The organism is Pseudonocardia nantongensis (genome assembly GCF_046546495.1).
Classification (GTDB): Bacteria; Actinomycetota; Actinomycetes; order Mycobacteriales; family Pseudonocardiaceae; genus Pseudonocardia; species Pseudonocardia nantongensis.
This window is the reverse complement of sequence record NZ_JBKGXT010000003.1, coordinates 240956-261513: the sequence shown is the minus strand read 5'-3', so window position 1 is coordinate 261513 and position 20558 is coordinate 240956. Positions and strand designations below refer to the sequence as shown.

Sequence of the window (20558 nt, the reverse complement as noted above, 5' to 3'; positions counted from 1 at the left end):
AACACCTCACCGGACACACGACGACCCCCGGGGCTGTGCCCGGGGGTCGTCGAGGCGCGCGGGTCGGGTCAGTCGAACCGGCCGCCGCCCTTCAGCGACTCGTTCTGCGCCAGATGACCCTTGATCGCGGCCTCGATCCGGTCACCGATCGCCTTGTCGATGTTCTTCCAGTACTGGTAGACGCGCTCGCGGATCTCGTCCGAGCGCACGCCCGCGGCCGCACCCGCGACGTTGTGCACCAGCCGCTCACGCGCGGCCTCGTCCATCACCTCGTTGATCAGGGTGTGGGGCTGGCCGTAGTCGTCGTCCTCGGCACGCAGCGTGTAGGCCTGCTGGACCATCTCGCCGTCGACGGCGAACATGTTCGAGTAGTTCGCACGCTGCGGGTCGGCCGCCGGACCGCCCTGCGAGTTCGGCGCGTACACCGGGTCGGTGACGTTCTCGATCCGCATGCCGCCGTCCTTCGAGTAGCTGTGGACGGGCGACTTGGGCCGGTTGACCGGGATCTGCTGGTAGTTCACGCCGAGCCGGGCGCGGTGCGCGTCGGAGTAGGAGAACCCGCGGCCCAGCAGCATCTTGTCCGGCGAGAGGCCGGTGCCCGGCACGATGTTGTTCGGCTGGAACGCCGCCTGCTCCATCTCGGTGTGGTAGTCGGTGACGTTGCGGTTCAGCTCCATCTTGCCGACCTCGATCAGCGGGTAGTCGGCGTGCGGCCAGACCTTGGTGAGGTCGAACGGGTTGAACCGGTAGGTCTTCGCGTCCTCGAACGGCATGACCTGCACCTTCAGCGTCCAGGTCGGGAACTCGCCGCGCCCGATCGCGTCGTACAGGTCGCGCTGGTGGGCGTCGCCGTCCTCGCCTGCGAGGTGGTCGGCCTCGGACTGGGTGAGGCACTCGACGCCCTGGTCGCACTTGAAGTGGTACTTCACCCAGAACTGCTCGCCGGCGGCGTTCACCCAGGAGTAGGTGTGGCTGGAGTAGCCGTTCATGTGCCGCCAGGTCTTCGGGATCCCGCGATCCCCCATCAGCCAGGTGACCTGGTGCGCCGACTCCGGCGACAGCGTCCAGAAGTCCCACTGCATGTCGGCGTCGCGCAGGTTGTTGCCCGCCAGCCGCTTCTGCGAGCGGATGAAGTGCTGGAACTTCATCGGGTCACGGATGAAGAACACCGGGGTGTTGTTGCACACGAGGTCGAGGTTGCCCTCGGACGTGTAGAACTTCAGCGCGAAACCGCGCGGGTCACGCCAGGTGTCGGGGCTGCCTCGCTCACCGGCGACGGTGGAGAACCGGGCGACCATCTCCGTCTCGGCGCCGGGCTGGAAGACCGCGGCCCGGGTGTAGGCGCTGACGTCGCCGGTGACCCGGAACGTCCCGAACGCGCCCCCGCCCTTGGCGTGCGGCTGCCGCTCCGGGATGCGCTCCCGGTTGAACTGGGCCATCTGCTCGATCAGGTAGTGGTCGTTGAGCAGGATCGGGCCGTCCGGACCGACGGTCAGCGAGTGCTCGTCACTGGCGACCGGGCTGCCGGAATCGGTGGTGGTCGGCTGGGGCTGGGACGTGGTCACTGCCGCGACTCCTTGTGCACGTGGTGGGTGGTTGCGGTCGTTCCTGCAGGGGCTTCCCCGACCCGACAGTCGGGACACAGACCCCAGAAGACGACCTCGGCCTCCTCCAACCGGAAGCCGGCGTCGTCGTCGGGGGCCAGGCACGGGCGGGCGCCGACGACGCAGTCGACGTCGACGATCCGGCCGCACCCGCGACAGACCAGGTGGTGGTGGTTGTCCCCGGTCCTGGTCTCGAACCGGGCCGGCGACCCGGCCGGGTCGATCCGGCGGACCAGACCGGCCTCGGTGCAGGCCCCGAGCACGTCGTAGACCGCCTGGACCGAGACCGTCCCGAGCCGGGACCGGGCCAGGCGGGTCACCGTGTCCGCGGTGGCGTGCGGGTGGTCGGCGAGCGCCTCCAGCACCGCGACCCGCGGGGCCGTGACCCGCAGGCCGGTGGCCCGCAGCTGCGCGGCCGCCTCGGTCGTCCGGTGGTCCATGTCTCCTGGGTTCCCGGACTTTCTGGAACCAAACCAGATTTCCGCGTACGGGCGGCGGCCGGGCGAGCGGTCGCGCGGCAGGATGGGGTGGTGACCGACCTCGCCCGCACCGATCCGCCGCGCACCGGGCTCGGGGCGTTCGCCGACGTGCTGCGCCGCCCCGGGGTCGGGTCTGTCACCGCGATCGGGATGGCGGCGCGGATCCCGGCCACCGCGGTCGGCGTGACACTGACCCTGCACACCGTCCTGACCCTGGGCTACGGCTTCGGTGCGGCCGGGCTGGTCGCCGCGGCGGTGCCGACCGGGATGGCGATCGGCGCCCCGCTGCTCGGGTCGCTGATCGACCGGCGCGGGCTGCGCCCGGTGGTGGCCCTGACCGTGGCCGCCGGGGTGGCCTTCTGGTCGGTCGCGCCGGGGCTGGGCTACGCCGGGCTGCTCGGCGCCGCGTTCGTCGCCGGGGTGCTGACGCTGCCGGTGTTCTCCCTGGTCCGGCAGGTGATCGCCGCCGTGGTCCCGGCCGGGCAGCGGCGCCCCGCGTTCGCGCTGGACTCGATGTCGGTCGAGCTGTCCTACATGACCGGCCCGGCGATCGGCTCGCTGCTGACGGTCTCGCTGGGCAGCGCGGTGACCATGCGGGTGGTCGGGGCGGGGTTCGTCCTCGCCGGGATCGCGCTGTGGTGGCTGAACCCGCCGGTCCGGGCCGACGGCGAGCGCCCCACCTCCCGGCCACCGGTGCGGGACTGGCTGAGCCGGCCGCTGGTCGGGGCGTTGCTGGCGGTCGCGGCGGCCGTCATCGCGATCATCGGCACCGAGGTGGCGTTCATCGCGGCGCTGACCGGGTCCGGCCAGGCCTGGGCGATCGCCGTGGTGAACGCGGTGTGGTGCGTCGCGTCGCTGCTCGGCGGGTTCGCCTACGGCGCGGCCCGACGCGGTGCCCCGCTACCGCTGCTGCTCGTCGTGCTCGGCGTCGCCACGCTGCCGGTGGCCCTGGCCTGGTCCTGGTGGAGCCTGCTGTTCCTGCTGCTGCCGGCCGGCCTGCTCACCGCACCGACGCTGGCGGCCGGCAGCGACGCCGTCGGGGAGCTCGCGCCGGACGCGGTGCGCGGCATGGTCACCGGCCTGCAGGGCTCGGCGGCGACGATCGGGATCGCGCTGGCGAACCCGCTGTCCGGGTTCCTGGTCGACGCCGCGTCACCGGCGGTGGCGATCCTGGCCTGTGGCTCGGTCGCGGTGCTCGTGGCCGGGGCGGCGGCGCTGCTGATGCAGCCGGGACGCGTTCGCCCAAGCCGGTAGCTGAGAGGGGCCACAGGCGATCGGCGCAGAACCACCCGGTAACCGGTGGCCGGGCCCCGCGCTCGGGCAGACTGGATCTCGATGAGCGCGCCGCCCCGACCCGACTCCACCACCCAGCCGAATCCCCGCGGCCCGCGCCGCCGGGGACGGCCGCGCTGGGTGTGGGCATCCGTGCTCGGTCTGGGCGCCGCGGGGCTGCTGCTGCCGGACCTGGTCGGCGCGGACCGGTACTTCCCGTTCGCCCAGCTGATCGCGTTCCGGCCGCTGTTCGTCGGCGCCGTGGCCGCGGTCGCGGTGCCGGCCGCGATCGTGACGGCGTTCCACCGCCGGTTCTGGCCGGTCCCGGTCGCGCTGCTGCTGGTCGCACTGGTCGGTGCCGCCCTGGTGGCGCCGCGCACGGTCGCCGAACCCGCACCTGGCGGCGGCCGGGCGCTGACGGTGCTGTCCCTCAACGTCTACGAGGGCGAGGCCGACGCCGACTCGCTGGCGGCGCTGATCCGCGCCGAGGACCCGGACATCGTCTCGATCCCCGAGGCCGGTGGCCGCTACCTGCGCGAGCTTGAGCCGCTGCTGACCCCGCTGGGGTACTCGATGGAGTCGTCGGTGTCCCGGCGCGAGGCCGACGTGCGCGGCAACACCGTCGCCTGGGCGGACCGGCTCGGCGACGTCCGGACCCGGGTCGGCGAGGACACCCGGTTCCACTCCATCGAGGCGACCGGCGGCGAGCTGGGCGACCTGCGGTTCGTCGCCTTCCACTCGGTCGCGCCGGTGCCGCGCTCGGTCGGGCAGTGGCGCGAGGACGTGGGACACCTGCAGCAGTGGTGCGGTGCGGACACGCCCGCCGTCGTCGCCGGGGACTTCAACGCGACGCTGGACCACTCGGTCCTGCGCGACGCGATGGCCGGGTGCAGCGACGCCGGTGCGCAGACCGGGAACGGCCTGGCCGGCACCTGGCCGACGTTCGCGCCGGAGTGGATGGGCCCGCAGATCGACCACGTGCTGAGCAACCAGGGCATCGTGGCGGAGTCGTTCTCGGTGCACCTGGTGCCCGGCACCGACCACCGCGCGATCGTGACGACGCTGCGCGGCCCGGGAGGGGTGGGCGCGGCCCGCCCCCCCCCCACCACTCACGGGGGCGTCAGCCCGCCCGCGCGACCGTCTCGGCGACCTCGTAGGTGTTCAGCGCGGCGCCCTTACGCAGGTTGTCGCCGCACACGAACAGCTCCAGGGTGTTCGGGAAGTCCAGCGCCTGCCGGATCCGGCCCACCACGGTCGGGTCCCCGCCGACGACGTCGGCCGGGGTCGGCCACTCGCCGGCGGCCGGGTCGTCCTTGACGACGATCGTCGACTGCGCGGCGAGCACCTTGCGGGCAGCCTCGACCGGCACGTCCCGGGAGAACGTCGCGTGGATCGACAGCGCGTGCGTGGTGACGACCGGGACCCGCACGCAGGTCGCGGAGACCTTCAGCTCCGGGATGCCCAGGATCTTTCGGGACTCGTTGCGGACCTTCAGCTCCTCGGACGACCAACCGTCGTCCTTGACCGAGCCGGCCCACGGCACCACGTTCAGCGCCAGCGGGGCCGGGAACGGCGAGCCCGCCGCGGACCCGACCGGCACGCCGGCGTCGGTGAGCGCCTTCGCGACGTCACCGGAGACGTTGCCGGCCTGCTTGCCGGCCAGCGCCTCGATCTCGGCGTAGAGCTGGTCGATGCCGGGCTGCCCGGCCCCGGACGCTGCCTGGTACGAGGCCACGACCAGCGACTCCAGGCCGAACTCGCGGTGCAGCGCGCCCATCGCGGCCATCATCGACAGCGTCGTGCAGTTCGGGTTCGCGATGATGCCCTTGGGGCGCTCGGTGACCTTCTCCGGGTTCACCTCGGGCACCACCAGCGGCACCTCGGGATCCATCCGGAACGCACCGGAGTTGTCCACCGCGACCGCACCGCGGGACGCCGCGATCGGCGCCCACTCGGCGCTGACCTCGTCCGGGACGTCGAACATCGCGATGTCGACGCCGTCGAACACCTCGGGCTCGAGCGCGACGACCGTGACGTCCTCGCCGCGGACCCGCAGCACCTTGCCCGCCGAGCGGGCCGAGGCGATCAGGCGGATCTCGCCCCACGGCACGGACTCGCGGGAGTCCATGATGTCGATCATCGTCGTGCCGACGGCGCCGGTCGCGCCGACCAGCGCCAGGACGGGCTTGTCGTTCAGGCTCATCTCAGCTCACCGGCCCGTTCCCGCGGCGACCACCACGTCGTCCTCGGCGCCCAGGTCGAACGCCTCGTGCAGGGCCTGCACCGCATCGTCGAGCTGGTCGGAGCGGCAGATCACCGAGATCCGGATCTCCGAGGTGTTCATGGTCTCGATGTTGATGCCGACCGTCGACAGCGCCTCGCAGAACGTCGCGGTGACGCCCGGGTGGTTGCGCATCCCGGCGCCGACCAGCGAGACCTTGCCGATGTCGCTGTCGTAGATCAGCTCGGTGAAGCCGATCTCGGCCTGCACCTTCTCCAGCGCCGTGACGGCCCGGTCGCCGTCCGAGCGCGGCAGCGAGAACGTGATGTCGGTCTTCTTGTCCGAGACGTTGGAGATGTTCTGCAGGACCATGTCGATGTTGATCTCCGCGTCGGCGACCGTGCGGAAGATCTTCGCCGCCATGCCGGGGGTGTCCGGCACGCCGGTCACCGTGATCTTGCCCTCGGACCGGTCGTGCGCGACGCCGGTGATGATCGGGTTCTCCAACGGAATCTCCTCGATCGAGCCGGAGACCAGCGTGCCCGGCTTGTCGTTGTAGGAACTGCGTACCCGCAGCGGTACGCCGTAGCGGCGGGCGTACTCGACCGCCCGCAGGTGCAGGACCTTCGCCCCGGACGCGGCGAGTTCGAGCATCTCCTCGTAGGTCACCGTCTCCAGCAGGCTGGCCCGGGAGACGATCCGCGGGTCGGCGGAGAACACGCCGTCGACGTCGGAGTAGATCTCGCAGACGTCGGCCTGCAACGCCGCGGCGAGCGCGACCGCGGTGGTGTCGGACCCGCCCCGCCCCAGCGTGGTGATGTCCTTCGAGTCCGCGCTCATCCCCTGGAACCCGGCGACGAGGACGATGTGCCCCTCGTCCAGCGCCTCGCGCAGCCGGTACGGGTTCACATCGGTGATCCGCGCGTCGCCGTGCCGGGAGGTCGTGAGCATGCCGGCCTGCGAGCCGGTGAACGACCGCGCCTCGGCGCCGAGCGAGTGGATGGCCATCGCCACCAGCGCGTTCGAGATGCGCTCACCCGCGGTGAGCAGCATGTCCATCTCGCGGAGTGGCGGCTTCGGGGAGATCTGTTCGGCGAGATCGGTCAGTTCGTCGGTGGTGTCCCCCATGGCGGACACGACGACGACGACGTCATGGCCCTCCTTGCGGGTCCGGACGATCCGCTCGGCGACCTTCTTGATGCGCTCCGCGCTCTCGACCGACGATCCGCCGTACTTCTGCACGACGAGGGCCACGCCGACCTCCTGTCCTGGCTCCGGGTGTCGGAGCCGTCGGGTGCTCTCTCTTCTGGGCCGCCGGTGACCGTGGTGGCGCACCGGCGACGCTGGTCGGAACGGCACACTACCGGCGCGGGGCCTCCGATTTCAGGCTCTGGGGCAGCCTCGATGACCCACCCCACACGGTCGTGCGGTACGGCGCCCTCCCCTGCTAGGCCGCGCCGCGTTCTCGGTGGCCGGCGGACGGCGTCGGTGTCGCCGCGGCGTGCGCTGCAGTAACGCTGCCTGCCGGTACGGGAGACGTCGGCGAACACCCGCCGGCAGCCCCCGGCGGCACGCCGGACGGTCAGGGAGTGGCGCTGGGCACCCGCGGGTGTCGCGGCCCGGCGGCCGCGACCGGGATCTCCTCGGCGAGCGCGGCCATCGTCCGGGAGACGAACTCCGCCGGCTCGTCGGCGGCGTCCGGGAGCTCGTCCACGATCCGGTGCACGACACCGAGCTCGGCCAGATCGGTGCTGCGCACCCGCTGCCCGGCGACGGTCTCGCCGGCCCGGTCCGCGGTCCCGTGCACGATCGCGGCGGCCCCTTCCGGAGGTAACGGGGTCAGCCAGGCGTGCCGTGCCGCCAGGACCCGATCGGCGGGCAGCAGCGCCAGCGCGGCGCCACCGCCGCCCTGCCCCAGCAGCACCGACACCACCGGTGCCGGCAGCTCGGACAGCTCGGCCAGGCAGCGGGCGATCTCCCCGGCGAGCCCTCCCTGCTCGGCCTCCGGGCTCAGCTCCGCGCCGGGGGTGTCCACGACGGTCACCAGCGGCAGGCGCAGCTCGCGGGCCAGGGCCATCCCGCGCCGGGCGACCCGCAGGTCGGCCGACCCGACCGCGCGTTCGGCCGTCCGGTCCTGTCCGACCAGCACGCACGCGGACCTCCCGATCCGGGTCAGGCACAGCAGGGTGGCGGCCGCGGTCTCCCCCGCACCGGTTCCGTGCAGCAGCACGGTGTCCCGGGCCGCCGCGAGCAGGTCACGGACGCCCGGGCGGTCCGGCCGACGGGTCGCGGTGATCGACGTCCACGCCCCGGCCTCTGGTCCCGGCCGGTGCTGCGGCTCCGACCGGTGCTGCGGCGGCGGGCCCGGTCGGGCCGGGGCGTGCCGGGTCAGCCCGATCACCCGGCACAGCACCGGAGCCAGCTCACCGGCGCCGAGCACCCCGTCCACCAGGCCGTGGGCGTGCAGGTTCTCCGCGGTCTGCACGCCGGGCGGGAACGGCCGGCCGTGCAGTGCCTCGTACACCCGCGGGCCGAGGAATCCGACGAGCGCACCGGGCTCGGCGAACGTCACCGACCCCAGCGCCCCCCAGGACGCGAACGCGCCCCCGGTCGTCGGGTGCCGCAGGTGGACGACGACCGGTAGGCCGGCCCGGCGGTGCGCGCCGACCTGCCGCGCGATCGTGCTCATCGCGAGGAACGCGGGCGTCCCCTCCTGCATCCGGGTCCCGCCCGAGGCGGGTGCGAGCAGCAGCGGGAGCCGGGCGGTCGTGGCGCGCTCCGCGGCGGCCACGATCCGGCCGGCCGCCACCGTGCCGACCGAGCCGGCGAGGAAGCCGAACTCGCTGCAGACCACGGCGATGGGGTCGCCGTCCACGAGGCCCTCGCCGGTGATCACCGACTCGTCGGTCCCGGCGGCCACCCGGGCCCGGCACAGCTCGGCCCGGTATGCGGGGTCGGCGCCGGCCGGGGTGCCGGCCGGCGCGTCCCACGAGCGGAACGACCCCGGGTCGAGCACCGCGTCGAGGTACCCGGACGAGGCCGGAGCGGGCCGTTCGGCGGTCGCCATGTGCTCCTCCTCGTCCGGTGGTCCGCGCTCGCCGACCCGGTCCGCCCCGCAGCACGAGACGGCCGGGCAGTCGCTCACCCCAGGTCCACGATGGCGGCGACCGGACCCCCGCCCTCCGGCCCCTGGTGCGCCGCGGACACCGACACGAACACGGCCGGGTCACCGGTGACGGCCGCGGTGACCCCACCGACGCAGGACTTGATCTGACGGTGCCAGTGCACGTCGGAGTCGTCGAGCATGGCGTTGCGCCGGCCGCGGACGGTGCCGTCCTGCGACGCCTCGCACTTGAGGAACACGTTCACCAGCCGGTCGCCCAGGTCGGAGGCGTGCGGGCGCTCCGGCAGCTCCAGCCCGGCATCCCGGATCGCGTTCCAGATGCCGTCGGCGTCCAGGGCGTCGTTCATGACCGAGTGCCCGATCCGGTAACGGCCGCCGACCCCGCGGGCGTTGCCCACGACGACGACCTGTGCCCGGTCCAGCTCCACCCCGGATGAGCACGACGCCACCGACGAGTACCGGTCGCGGGCGCGCATGACGTCGTCGTCGGTCGGCATCCCGGTCTCGCCGAGCGCCACGGCGACGCCGAGCGCGGTGCAGCCGTTGGACAGGTCCATCGATCCGTGCGGCTCGTCGAGCCGGGTCGTCTGCCCGCGCGCGTGCGCGTCGCGGATGGTGTTGATGGTCAGCAGCGGGGTCTTGGTCTGCACGTAGTGCACGTCGGCCGGGTCGGTGATGCCGGCCCGCTTCATCGCCGCGTGCACGGCGTCGGCCACCTTGGTGATCATCGGGGTGCGGCCGATGTCCTCCGGGGCCAGCTGCTCACTCATCGCGAAGCCGACGGTCAGGCGCGGCTCGTCGGAGCGGGTGGCCTCCTCCGGCGGGACGGTCGCGAAGATCGTCGCGTGCGGGCTGATCACGCCGTCGGTGCCGCCGGACCAGACGATCGGGACCTCCTTGACCTGCTCGGCCGGGGCGCCCTTCTCGATGAGGACCTCGCGGAAGGCGCGATCGGCGATGATCCGGGTGTAGTCGTTGACCCCGCCGTTGCCCTCGGTCTTGCCGATGATCGCGACGACCCGCTCGGCCCGCAGCGTCCCCGAGTCGATCAGCGCCGCGAGCTCGCTCGCGTCGGCGACGGAGTGGATCGGGACCTTGCGCACCTCGATGGCGTCGGGCATGACGACTCCTCTCAGGACGGGACGACGACGGTTCCGGAGTCGCCGGTGAGCGACTCCGTCAGGTGTTCCAGATCGGTGATGACGGCCCGGGTGCCGCCGTGCTCGACGAACCGGCAGGCGGCGTCGACCTTGGGCCCCATGGAGCCGCCGGCGAAGTGCCCCTCGGCGGCGTGGGCGCGCATCTTCTCCACCGGCACGACGCCCAGCGGCTCGGCCGACGGGGTGCCGAAGCGCAGCACCGCCCGCGCCACGTCGGTGCCGATGACCAGCACGTCGGCGTGCACGGTGCGGGCCAGCTGCGCGGCACCGAGGTCCTTGTCGATGACCGCCTCGACGCCGTGCAGTGACCCGTCACCGGCCCGCACCACCGGGATCCCGCCGCCACCCCCCGCGACGACGACGAACCCGGCGTCGACGAGTGCCCGGATCGCGGGCCCGTCGACGATCTCGCGTGGTTCCGGCGAGGCGACGACCCGGCGCCACCCGCGCTCGCCGCGGTCCTCCCAGTGCTGGCCGTGCCCGGCCAGCACCGCGGCCTCGTCGGCGGGCAGGTAGCGGCCGATCGGCTTGGTCGGGTGGCTGAAACCGGGGTCGTCGGCGGCGACCACGGTGCGGGTGACGACGGCGGCGGTGCGCCGGTCGATCCCGCGGCCGGCCAGCGCCGCGTCGAGCGCGGTGGTCAGGACGAAGCCGAGCGTCCCCTGGGTCTGCGCGCCGCACCAGTCCAGCGGGACCGGCGGGACGACCGACGCGGCCAGCTCGTTCTTCACCAGCAGGTTGCCGACCTGCGGGCCGTTGCCGTGGGTGAGCACCACGTCGACGTCGCGGGCCAGCAGTCCGGCGACGGCGTCCGCCGCGACCCGGGCCGCGGCGACCTGGTCCTCGGGCCGGGCGCGGCCGTCGGCGGCGGTCATCGCGTTGCCGCCCAGCGCCAGCAGAACCCTCATGACGACGAACCTAGGTTCGCCGTGCGACCTGGATCACCGTCACCGAAGACGGAAAGTCGGCCGGATCGCTGGCAAGTGTTGCCGAATCGCCGGCAGCACGCGAGCGCGTGCCGGAAGGGCTGGGTCACGGCGGTGCCGTCCTTGTCGTGAGATGAGCCGGACCCGCCGTGACGTGCGGGCGCCGGCGCCGTGCTCAGCGGTCGAGCAGGGCGGCGAGCGTGCGGGTGCCGACCGGCAGGCCGTACCGGTCGTAGTAGGCGAACATCGCATCGAGCCACTCCCCGGCGCCGGAGGGCCCGGGAATCCGCTCGGCGGTGACACCGGCCTCGGCGGCCAGTTGGGCGACGGTGGCCGTGCGGGACGCGAGCTCGTAGGTCGCGCCGTCGTGGCCGGGTTCGAGCAGCACGGTGGCGGCGGCCGTCGCGACGTCGGCCAGATCGGCGAAGCCGAAGACGGCGTCGACGTCGTAGGGCACCCGGACCGGTCCGGTGACGTCGAGGTTCTGCAGGTAGGCGCCCGGCTGCAGGATCGTCCAGCGCAGACCGGACCGGCGGACGAGATCCTCGGCCCGTGCCTTGCCCAGGTGGTGCGGCATGTCCGGGGCGTACGGCGAGGCCACCGAGTGGTGGACGACCCGCCCGACGCCCGCGGCCTTCAGCTCGTCGAGCAGTCCGGCGATCAGTGCGGGCTCGTCCGGATGCATGTTCGGGGCGATCAGGTACGCAGCGTCGCACCCGGCCGCGGCCGCACCGACCCGGTCGCCGCGCCCCAGCGGAACGGCCGTGGCACCGCGCTCGCGCAGGGCCGCCGCGACCGCCCGCCCCGTCTTCCCGTTGCCCCCGGGGATCGCCACCCGCAGCACGGCACCCACTCCTCTCCTACGTCGCCCCGGCTCGCCGCGGGCCGCACGTTCCCCTGCCCAGGACACAAGCGTGCTGATCGGCTGTCGCGCCCCGGTCCCGGTGGTCAGGGCTCAGAGCCGGTCGACCTCGGCGTGGGGAGCGCCGGCGGCGAGAGCTGCGTAGCCGGGGCCACGGTCGAAGAAGGCGTCGTCGGTCTTGGACCAGGCGGATCGGCCGGCGCGCTCGGTGGCGGTGGCGGTGGCGTCATGAGCCAGGGTGTCGTCGTCGAGCGAGCCGGTGAGCACCACGCCGTAGTCGGCGAACGCCGCCTCGGGTGACACCTTGCGCCACACGACGTCCCGCACGACAGCCTCCGGCGCGCGGGCGAGCGGGTCGCCCCAGCCCCCGCCCCCGGTGGTGCGGATCCGGATCACCTCGCCGGTGGCGACCGGCTCGGCGTCGGCGAGCGCGTCGACCTCGCGCTCGTCGGGTCCGCCCGGGTCGATGACGACCTGGAACGGGTGCCCGGCCTTGCCGCCCTTCACGCCCCAGCAGGCCAGGATCGACCGGTCCGCGATGGACATGAAGTGGGCGTCCTTGAGCATCCGGATGTGCTTCTCGTAGCCGAGCCCGCCGCGGAACTCGCCCGGGCCGCCGGAGTCGACGGCCAGCGACAGCGACTCCACCCGGAACGGGAACCGGGCCTCGGTGAACTCGGTCGGCAGGTTCCGCGAGTCCGGGACGACGTGGATGGTGTCCTCGCCGTCGGCGTAGTAGCGGCCGCCGGAGCCGCCGCCGAGCACCTCGCGCATGAGGTACGGGCGGCCGTCGAAGTCCTCGCCGTAGACGCCGGTGTAGCGGATCGTCTCCTGGTCGGCGGGCATCTCCCCGTCGACCGCCTTGGCGACGACGCCGGCCAGCACGCCGAGCAGCCGCAGGATGACGAACGTGCGGGCGTTGGTCGGTGCCGGGAAGATCGGGGTGAGCAGCGTCCCGGGCGGCGGGAAGCGCATCTCGATCAGCGGCACGATGCCCTCGTTGACGTCGAGCTCGGCCATCCGCTCCGGGGAGTCGGCGAGGTTGCGCAGGATCGGCGCCAGCCACTTCTTCAGGAAGACGCCGTCGGAGTAGTCACCGCAGTGGTTGATCGGGCCCTTGGCCTGCGGTGAGGTGCCGGCGAAGTCGAGGATCAGCCGCTCGCCGTCCGGGTCGTCGGGGCCGGTGCGGGTCAGCGTGATCCGCTGGGTGTGCAGCTGCGGCTCGTCGACGCCGTCGTGCTCGGCGTAGTCCTCCCAGGTCCAGGTGCCGACCGGGATCCGGCCGAGGATCTCCCGGCGGTAGGTCTCCGTGGTGCGGGAGATGATCGCGTCGAAGCAGGACTCGACGGTCTCGACGCCGTAGCGGTCGAACAGCTCGCCGAGCCGCCGCGCCCCCATCAGGCAGGCCGAGCACTCGGCGTCGAGGTCGGCGGACAGCGACTCGGGCATCCGCGAGTTCCGGGTCATGATCGCCAGAGCGGCCCGGTTGGGGACGCCCGCGTCCCACAGCCGGATCGGCGGGACCATGAGTCCCTCGGAGAACACGCTGGTCGCGTTCGAGGGCATGGAGCCGGGGACGGCGCCGCCGATGTCGTCGTGATGCCCGAACGCCTGGACGAAGGCGACCACCCGGCGGGCGCCGGACGGCCCGGCGAAGACCGGGACGGTCACGCACAGGTCGGGCAGGTGCCCGATGCCGCCCTCGGAGCGGTAGACGTCGTTGTGGAAGAAGACGTCGCCCTCGCGCATCTCCTCGATTCCGAACTCGCGGGCGATCGGGTGCACCAGCGCGGAGTAGGAGCGGCCGGTGAGCTTGCGCAGCCTGCGGTCGTGGATCCCGGCGCGGAAGTCGTGCGCGTCGCGGATCATCGGGCTGCGGCTGGTGCGGGCGATGGCGGTCTCCACCTCCATCTCCACGCTGGCCAGCGAGCCCTGCACGATCTCGACGAGCACGGGGTCGGCGCTCGCGCCGGCGTCGCCGGTGAGCGGGCCGAAGGGGAACTCTGTCGGGGCCCGCCGGCTCTCTGCGGTCACGGTGTTCACTGCGTGGCCTCCCGGGTCACGATGATGTTGCGGTACGCGTCGATGCGGGCGGTGAAGCCGGGGTGCAGCGGCACGGTGGAGCCGAACTCCTCGACGATCGCCGGCCCGTCGACGACCGCGCCGGGCACCAGGTCGGAACGCCGGTGGACGGGCGTGTCGACGAAGCCGTCGGCGGCGTCGAAGCACACCGGCCGCCGGGAGACCTCGGTGACGGCCGGGTCGGCGACCAGGTCGAGGCGGGCGATCTCGGGGCGGCGGATCGGCCCGATCCCGGAGACGCGCAGGTTGACCCACTCGACCTGCTGGCCGGGGTCCCCGGCGAAGTCGTAGCCGTACAGCGTGCGGTGCGCGGCGTGGAACGCCTCCGCGACCGTGTCCAACGTGGACGCTGTCACCGACCCGTCCGGCATCGGGACCCGCACCTCGAAGGCCTGTCCGAAGTAGCGCAGGTCCGCGGTCCGGACGAACCCGTGCTGCTCGGGAGCGAACCCCTCCCGGCTCAGCGCCGCCGTGGCCTGCCCGGTGAGGTCGTCGACGATCCGGGCGACGTCGGCGGGATCGAGGCTCTCGGCCAGCGCGACGTGGGTCTGCACGTAGTCGTTCTTGACGTCGACGGTGAGCAGCCCGAACGCGGAGACGTTGCCCGGGTTCGGCGGGACCAGCACGGTCGGGACGCCGAGCACGTCGACCAGCCGGCACAGCAGCAGCGACCCGGACCCGCCGAACGTGGTGAGCGCGAAGTCGCGGACGTCCAGGCCACGCTTGACCGTGACCTGGCGCAACGCGTTCGCCTGGTTCCAGGCGGAGATCTCCAGGATGCCGGTGGCGCACGCCTCCGGGCTCAGCTCGAGCTCCTTGGCCAGGGTCTCGATGCCGGCGCGGGCGGCGTCGACGTCGAGCCCGATCTCGCCCCCGAGCAGGTGCGGCGGGATGCGGCCGAGGAACACGTGCGCGTCGGTGATGGTCACCTCGGTGCCGCCCTTGCCGTAACAGAGCGGGCCCGGGTCGGCGCCCGCCGAGTGCGGGCCCACCTTGAGGGTGCCCTCCGGCGAGATCCAGGCGATGGAGCCACCACCGGCGCCGACCGTGACGACGTCGATCATCGGGATCTTGGACGGGAACCGGCCGACCGTGCCCTCGGTCGTCAGCGTCGGCTCGCCGTCGATCACCACCGAGACGTCGGTGGAGGTGCCGCCGCCGTCGGAGGTCAGCACCTTGTCGAACCCGGCTTCCTTCGCGATCAGCGCTGCGCCGAGCGCGCCGGCCGCCGGTCCGGACAGGACGGTGGTGATCGGCTGGTGGACGACCTCGTCGGCGGAGAGCACGCCACCGTTGGACTTCATGACGTAGAACGGGATCTCGCGGTCGCCGTACTCGGCGAGCCGGTTCTTGATGTTGCCGACGTACGCCGAGAGCCGCGGCTTGACCGCCGCGTCCACCAGCACCGTCGTGGCCCGCTCGAACTCGCGGTACTCGCGCAACACCTCGCTGGACAGCGACACGACGGCCTCGGGGTGCTCCTCGACGAGGATCTGCCGCATCCGCTGCTCGTGCGAGGGTTCGGCGTAGGCGTGCAGGAAGCAGACGCCGAGGGTGTTCACGCCGCGGTCGCGGAACCAGCGGGCGACCGTCCGGGCCCCCGCCTCGTCGAAGGGGCGGACCTGCGCGCCGGCGTGGTCGAGCCGTCCCTCGACGCCCTTGACCAGGTCCCGGGGCACGATCCGGCTCGGCTTGACCCAGAAGTAGGAGTTGCCGTAGCCGTCCGGCACGGACTGGCGGGCGATCTCCAGCATCGCCTCGTAGCCGGCCGTGGTGATGAAACCGAGCCGATCGACCTTGCCCTCGAGGAGCTGGTTGGTCGCGACCGTGGTGCCGTGGCTGACGGCCTCGATCGCCGACCCGTGAGCGGCGCTGATGCTCGCTCCGCCTGCGCTCCGCTCGGCAAACAGTCCGAGGACCTTGTCGATACCGGCCAGGAACCCGTCGGCCGGGTTGGCGGGGGTGGACGGCGTCTTGGTGGTGACGAGCTCGCCCGCCTCCTCGTCGAAGGCGACGACGTCGGTGAACGTGCCACCGGTGTCGATGCCGATCCGGATGCGCCGGGTCATGCCTGGTCCTCCTGCTGCCGGGGCGTGGTGGCCCTGCTTGGGCACGGCTCGATTCAACCCGCGGAGGAGACACCCGGACATGGCAATCTTTGCCGTAGGAGCACTCAGTTATTGGCAGTGATCGCCCAGCCGGGAGCCGATCACACGGCTATCGACGTGGAGCACCCCGGCAATCGAGACGTCCGGCACCCGTCGTCATGGTCAACGGAGCGCCTGGCTGTTCTGCGGAGATCGAACAGCGCTGGTGTGCCGTTGCCCATGGATCGCGTCGATGGGGGCCCGGTCGCCGTCGTGACCGGCGCCCTACCCGGTCAGTTGCTCCACGGCGGCGGCGACCTCCAGCAGGGACCGGTCGGCGCCGTGCCGGGTGACGATCTGGATCCCGACCGGCAGCCCGTCCGGCGTCGTCCCGAACGGCACCGAGATCGCCGGACAGCCGGTGACGGTGATCAGGTACGCCGACCGCATCCAGTCCAGGTAGGACTCCATCGGCCGCCCGTCGATCGCGGTCGGGAACTCCTGGTCGGCCGGGAACGGCGGCACCTGGGACACCGGCAGCACCAGCACGTCGTGCTCGGCGAAGAACTCCCGCATCCGCTGCGCCAGCGCCGTCCGTTGCCGGTAGGCGAGCGCGACGTCCGGGCCGGTCAGGGTCTCGCCGGCCCGGATGTTCGCGGCGAGCGAGGCCTTGAACTGCTCCGGGTGCTCGGCGAGCAGGTCACCGAAGCGGGCCTGGAAGTGCCAGGCACGCAGGGTCCGGAAACACTCGTCGGCGCCGGTCAGGTCGGGAACGGCCGAGCCGACCGACGCCGCCGCCCCGGCCAGCGCGGTCCCGGCTGCCTCGACCACCGCACCCACCTCGGCGTCGACCGCGAAGGCGCCGCCCAGGTCGGGCGAGAGCGCCACCCGCAGCCCGGCGAGCGGCGCCGGCTCCAGCGGTGGTGCGAACGTCGCACCCGGGTCGCCGAGCGCGTGCGGCGCCCGCGGATCCGGCCCGGCCAGCGCCGACAGCAGCAGCGCCAGGTCATCGACGGTGCGGGCCATCGGGCCGCCGGTGCTCGTCGTCTCCCACATGTTGGCCTGCGGCCACTCCGGCACCCGTCCCCAGGACGGCCGCAGCCCCACCACCCCGCAGAACGACGCCGGGTTGCGCAGCGAGCCGCCCATGTCCGAGCCCTCGGCCAGCGGCACCATCCCGGACGCCAGCGCGCACGCCGCGCCGCCGGACGAGCCGCCCGCCGACCGGGACGGGTCGTGCGGGTTGAGCGTGGTGCCGAAGACCGGGTTGAACGTGTGCGAGCCGGCCGCGAACTCCGGCACGTTGGTCTTGCCGATCGGCACCGCCCCGGCCCGCCGGATCCGCTCGACGATCAACTCGTCGGCGTCCGGGACGTGCTCGGCGAACAGCGGCGAACCGTAGGTGGTGCGCCAGCCGGCGGCGTCGTGGGTGTCCTTGAACGCGAACGGCAGCCCGTGCAGCGGGCCCGGGTCCGCACCGGAGGCGAGGGCCTCGTCGGCGGCGGCCGCGGTGGCACGGGCCCGTCCCGGATCCAGCGAGACGACCGCGTTCAGCTCCGGGTTCCGCTCGGCGATCCGGTCGAGGTGCAGCTCCAGCAGCTCGCGCGCCGAGACGTCCCTGGTGCGCAGCGCGGCGGCCTGCTCGCGGGCGGTCGAGTCCACCGACAACGCGCGCCCCGCGCCGGTCACCGGCGCCGCCCGATCGCGGCGCCGACCAGCACGCCGAGCAGCGCCACCGCGGCACCGATCCCGATGCCCTTCGTGAGGTCGTCCGGCCCGGCGGCGCCCGCGGCGGGTCCCGTGTGGACGCCCGGCCGGGTGGTCGGGGCGGTGTACCGGGGCCCCCCGACGAGTGCGGTCGGCGCGGTGTCGGCGTCCCGGCCGGCGGGGACCGGCGCACCGGTGGTGACGGAGCCGGACCCCTCGACCGGCACCGCCGTGGGCGCGGCGATCACGGCGCCGACGTTGCCGAAGAACTCGGCCGCCAGTCGCTTCGACACGCTCGCCAGCATCCGCTGCCCGACCCCGCCGATCACGCCGCCGACGGTCGCGTCGGCGGCGTAGGAGATCCGGGTGCCCTCCGCGCCGAGGTCGTCGAAACCGACGTCGACGACCGCGGTGATCGTGCCCGGCCCGCCGGCCCCCTGCACCGTCATCACCAGCGACTCGTGCTGCTTCAGGTCGGACAGCGCGCAGCTGCCCGAGTAGCTGCCCTTGACCGCGGCGACACCCGCGGTGACCGTCATCGCGTACTCGTTGTCGCCGGTGGCCTCCAGCTTCTCGCAGCCGGGAATGGTGGTGACCAGTACCCGGGGGTCGAGCAGTGCGTCCCACACGCTCTCGACCGGGTGCGGTACGACGTCGGTCCCGCTGATCTTCATGAGCGGTGTTCCTCCCGAAGGGTGTGCAGGTCGGACGGCGAGATCGGCATCGCCGTGACCGGGATGCCCTCCGCGTCCTCGACGGCGGCGGCGATCACCGCCGAGACCGGGATGACCCCCGCCTCGCCGGCTCCCTTGATCCCGAGCGGGTTCAGCGGGGACGGCGTCTCCAGGTGGTCGATGTCGATCCCGTCCGGGATCTCGCTGACGTAGGGCATCAGGAAGTCCATGAAGGACGCGTTGAGCAGCTGCCCTGACCCGTCGTAGGCCATCCGCTCGTACAGCGCGCCGCCGATCCCCTGGGCCACCCCGCCGTGGATCTGCCCCTCGACGACCATCGGGTTGATCAAGCTCCCGCAGTCGTGCACGACGGCGTAGCGCAGGATCCGGATCTCGGCGGTGTCCGGGTCGGTCTCGACGATCGCCGCGTGCATGCCGGAGGCGAACGTGGCGTGCTCCGGGCTGTAGAAGTCCTTGCCCTCCAGACCGGGCTCCTCGCCCTCGGCGACCGGCGGCGCGTCGGCGTCACCGACCGAGAACTGGGTGGCGGCCTTCGATGCCTCGTCGAAGGCGTAGCGCAGCGGGTTGGACAGCACCGACAGCGTCCCGAGCGGGATCGACCGGCCCGTGCCGCGCACACCCACCACCCCCTCGACGATCTCCAGGTCGTCGACCGAGGCCTCCAGCGCCTCGGCGGCCAGCCGCAGCGCCTTCTCCTTCGTCCGGCGGGCCGCCTTGAAGATCGCCGAGCCGCTCATCACCGCGGCCCGGGACGCGAACGTGCCCACGGCGTACGGCATCCGGCGGGTGTCTCCGGTGACCACCTCGACGTCGGCGAACGGCACCCCCAGCTCGTCCGCGACGATCTGGGCGAACGCCGTCTCGTGACTCTGCCCCTGGGTGGTCAGGCCGGTCGCGACCTTGACCCTGCCGGTGGTCTCGACGTGCACGTGCGCGCCCTCGTACGGGCCGACGCCGGTGCCCTCGACGTAGCAGGCCAGCCCGATCCCGACCCGCCGGCCCTGCTGGGCGCACTCGCGGCGGAACTGGGCGAACTCGTCCCAGCCGATCAGCTTGCGCAGCTTCTCCAGCGACGCCGGGTAGTCGCCGGAGTCGTACTCCAGCGCCCGACCGTCCTGGAAGATCAGGCCGTGGTCGTAGGGGAACTCGTGCGGCTGGATGAAGTTCGCCGCCCGCACCTCGGTGCGGTCCCGCCCCAGGTACGCCGCGATCGCGTCCATCGTGCGTTCCATGGCGTAGCAGCCCTGCGGGCGGCCGGCTCCGCGGTACGGCGTGACGATCACGGTGTTCGTGTAGAGCGACTCGAACGCCACCCGGTAGGCGCCGGGCTTGTACGGGCCGAGCAGCTGGGTCGAGGTGATGATCGGGACGATCAGCCCGTACGGCGTGTAGGCGCCGTGGTCGTGCCAGAACTCGACGTCCAGGCCGAGCAGCCTGCCGTCGTCGTCGAACCCGACCTCGACGTGCTGGACCTGCCCGCGCTCGTGCGCCGAGGAGACGAAGTGCTCGCGCCGGTCCTCGACGAACTTCACCGGCCGGCCCAGCGCGCGGGCGGCCATCGGGACCAGCAGCTCCTCCGGCCACGGGTGCACGATCTTGACACCGAACCCGCCGCCGACGTCCGGGGTGATCACGTCGACCCGCCCGATGTCCAGGCCGAGCTTCGCGGCGACCGCGGCACGGACACCGGTGGAGCTCTGGGTGGAGGTCCACAGGACGAGCCGGCCGGCGTCGGGGTCCCAGCGGGCCACGGTGCCGCGGCCCTCCATCGGCATGCACGCGCTGCGCTCGATCTCCAGGTCCAGCTCGAGCCGGTGCGGCGCCGCGGCGATCGCGGCCGGGGCGTCGCCGACGGTCTGCTCCAGCCGGGCGCCGACATTGCCCGGGACGTCGTCGTGCACCAGGCGCTCCGCCGCCCGGGCCGCCTCGACGCCGACGACGGCGGGCAGCGTCTCGTACTCGACGACGATCCGGTCGACGGCGTCCTCGGCCACATAGCGGTCGTCGGCGACGACGAACGCGATCGCCTCGCCGACGTGGTTCACCTCGTCGCGGGCCAGCGCGTACTGGGTCCGGCCCCGGGTGAGCGCGGGGTGCGGGATGAGGACCGGCAGCGGCTCGGCCATCGGGCCGGTCAGGTCGTCGTAGGTGTAGACCGCGTGCACGCCCTCGACGTCGAGGACCCCGGAGACGTCGATGTCGACGATCCGGGCGTGCGCGTGCGGGCTGCGCAGCACCGCCGCGTGCAGGGTGCCGGGGCCCGCCGCCACGTCGTCGACGTAGCGGCCGCCGCCGCGCAGGAAGCGCTGGTCCTCGACCCGCTGTACGGGCTGTCCCAT

At 73.1% G+C, this 20558-nt stretch carries 14 protein-coding genes and 1 pseudogene; 2 read left to right on the top strand and 13 right to left on the bottom strand.

All coding sequences use genetic code 11. The annotated features are described in order from the left end of the window. Nucleotides 1-68: 68 nt before the first annotated feature. Both ACLFMI_RS04990 and ACLFMI_RS04985 read right to left on the bottom strand, forming a co-directional pair. Nucleotides 69-1565 (bottom strand): catalase, encoded by a 1497-nt coding sequence (locus ACLFMI_RS04990; protein WP_410946534.1) that lies wholly within the window; start codon nt 1563-1565, stop codon nt 69-71. Next, nucleotides 1562-2044 carry a Fur family transcriptional regulator gene (locus tag ACLFMI_RS04985; RefSeq protein ID WP_410946533.1) on the bottom strand — a complete coding sequence of 161 codons (483 nt, stop codon included), beginning with the start codon at nt 2042-2044 and terminating at the stop codon, nt 1562-1564. Before ACLFMI_RS04985 ends, ACLFMI_RS04990 begins: the two co-directional genes overlap by 4 nt. Nucleotides 2045-2134: 90 nt before the next feature. On the opposite strand from ACLFMI_RS04985, the gene ACLFMI_RS04980 reads away from it, so the two are divergent. Both ACLFMI_RS04980 and ACLFMI_RS04975 read left to right on the top strand, forming a co-directional pair. Then, the gene (locus ACLFMI_RS04980; RefSeq protein WP_410946532.1) at nt 2135-3337 is read left to right on the top strand and encodes an MFS transporter; all 1203 of its coding nucleotides are present in this window, start codon (nt 2135-2137) and stop codon (nt 3335-3337) included. Between the two features lie 81 nt (nt 3338-3418). Then, nucleotides 3419-4387, top strand: a pseudogene (locus ACLFMI_RS04975) (endonuclease/exonuclease/phosphatase family protein); the annotation flags it as partial. 88 nt (nt 4388-4475) lie between these two features. Here the strand turns inward: ACLFMI_RS04975 and ACLFMI_RS04970 are convergent. The 11 genes from ACLFMI_RS04970 to cutA all read right to left on the bottom strand — a co-directional run bounded on the left by ACLFMI_RS04970 (nt 4476) and on the right by cutA (nt 20558). Continuing rightward, nucleotides 4476-5558 (bottom strand): aspartate-semialdehyde dehydrogenase, encoded by a 1083-nt coding sequence (locus ACLFMI_RS04970; RefSeq protein ID WP_410946531.1) that lies wholly within the window; start codon nt 5556-5558, stop codon nt 4476-4478. 6 nt (nt 5559-5564) lie between these two features. Further along, nucleotides 5565-6830, bottom strand: coding sequence for an aspartate kinase (locus ACLFMI_RS04965; protein WP_410946530.1), 1266 nt, complete (start codon nt 6828-6830; stop codon nt 5565-5567). A gap of 328 nt (nt 6831-7158) precedes the next feature. Then, a complete protein-coding gene (locus ACLFMI_RS04960; RefSeq protein ID WP_410946529.1) occupies nt 7159-8643 on the bottom strand; it encodes a carboxyl transferase domain-containing protein in 1485 nt (494 codons plus the stop codon). A 74-nt stretch (nt 8644-8717) separates the two neighbouring features. After that, nucleotides 8718-9821, bottom strand: a complete 1104-nt coding sequence (bar, locus tag ACLFMI_RS04955) for a barbiturase (RefSeq protein WP_410946528.1) — start codon at nt 9819-9821, stop codon at nt 8718-8720. A gap of 11 nt (nt 9822-9832) precedes the next feature. Then, the gene (locus tag ACLFMI_RS04950; RefSeq protein ID WP_410946527.1) at nt 9833-10768 is read right to left on the bottom strand and encodes a carbamate kinase; all 936 of its coding nucleotides are present in this window, start codon (nt 10766-10768) and stop codon (nt 9833-9835) included. 193 nt (nt 10769-10961) lie between these two features. After that, nucleotides 10962-11639, bottom strand: a complete 678-nt coding sequence (locus ACLFMI_RS04945) for an SDR family oxidoreductase (RefSeq protein WP_410946526.1) — start codon at nt 11637-11639, stop codon at nt 10962-10964. Between the two features lie 102 nt (nt 11640-11741). Then, nucleotides 11742-13682, bottom strand: coding sequence for a hydantoinase B/oxoprolinase family protein (locus tag ACLFMI_RS04940; RefSeq protein WP_410946525.1), 1941 nt, complete (start codon nt 13680-13682; stop codon nt 11742-11744). Between the two features lie 5 nt (nt 13683-13687). Then, nucleotides 13688-15799, bottom strand: coding sequence for a hydantoinase/oxoprolinase family protein (locus tag ACLFMI_RS04935; RefSeq protein WP_410946524.1), 2112 nt, complete (start codon nt 15797-15799; stop codon nt 13688-13690). Between the two features lie 303 nt (nt 15800-16102). Beyond that, complete coding sequence (locus tag ACLFMI_RS04930; RefSeq protein ID WP_410946523.1) at nt 16103-17506, bottom strand: amidase; 1404 nt, start codon at nt 17504-17506, stop codon at nt 16103-16105. Further along, nucleotides 17503-18198: an SRPBCC family protein gene (locus ACLFMI_RS04925; RefSeq protein WP_410946522.1), complete on the bottom strand. Its 696-nt coding sequence runs from the start codon at nt 18196-18198 to the stop codon at nt 17503-17505. Before ACLFMI_RS04925 ends, ACLFMI_RS04930 begins: the two co-directional genes overlap by 4 nt. After that, nucleotides 18195-20558, bottom strand: coding sequence for an aerobic carbon-monoxide dehydrogenase large subunit (cutA, locus tag ACLFMI_RS04920; protein ID WP_410946521.1), 2364 nt, complete (start codon nt 20556-20558; stop codon nt 18195-18197). Before cutA ends, ACLFMI_RS04925 begins: the two co-directional genes overlap by 4 nt.

Coding starts and splice junctions, on each gene's coding strand:
- ACLFMI_RS04985 (WP_410946533.1), bottom strand. CDS start 2,044: ATGGACCACCGGACGACCGAGGCGGCCGCGCAGCTGCGGGCCACCGGC.
- ACLFMI_RS04970 (WP_410946531.1), bottom strand. CDS start 5,558: ATGAGCCTGAACGACAAGCCCGTCCTGGCGCTGGTCGGCGCGACCGGC.
- ACLFMI_RS04960 (WP_410946529.1), bottom strand. CDS start 8,643: ATGGCGACCGCCGAACGGCCCGCTCCGGCCTCGTCCGGGTACCTCGAC.
- bar (WP_410946528.1), bottom strand. CDS start 9,821: ATGCCCGACGCCATCGAGGTGCGCAAGGTCCCGATCCACTCCGTCGCC.
- ACLFMI_RS04950 (WP_410946527.1), bottom strand. CDS start 10,768: ATGAGGGTTCTGCTGGCGCTGGGCGGCAACGCGATGACCGCCGCCGAC.
- ACLFMI_RS04935 (WP_410946524.1), bottom strand. CDS start 15,799: ATGACCCGGCGCATCCGGATCGGCATCGACACCGGTGGCACGTTCACC.
- ACLFMI_RS04925 (WP_410946522.1), bottom strand. CDS start 18,198: ATGAAGATCAGCGGGACCGACGTCGTACCGCACCCGGTCGAGAGCGTG.
- cutA (WP_410946521.1), bottom strand. CDS start 20,558: ATGGGACAGCCCGTACAGCGGGTCGAGGACCAGCGCTTCCTGCGCGGC.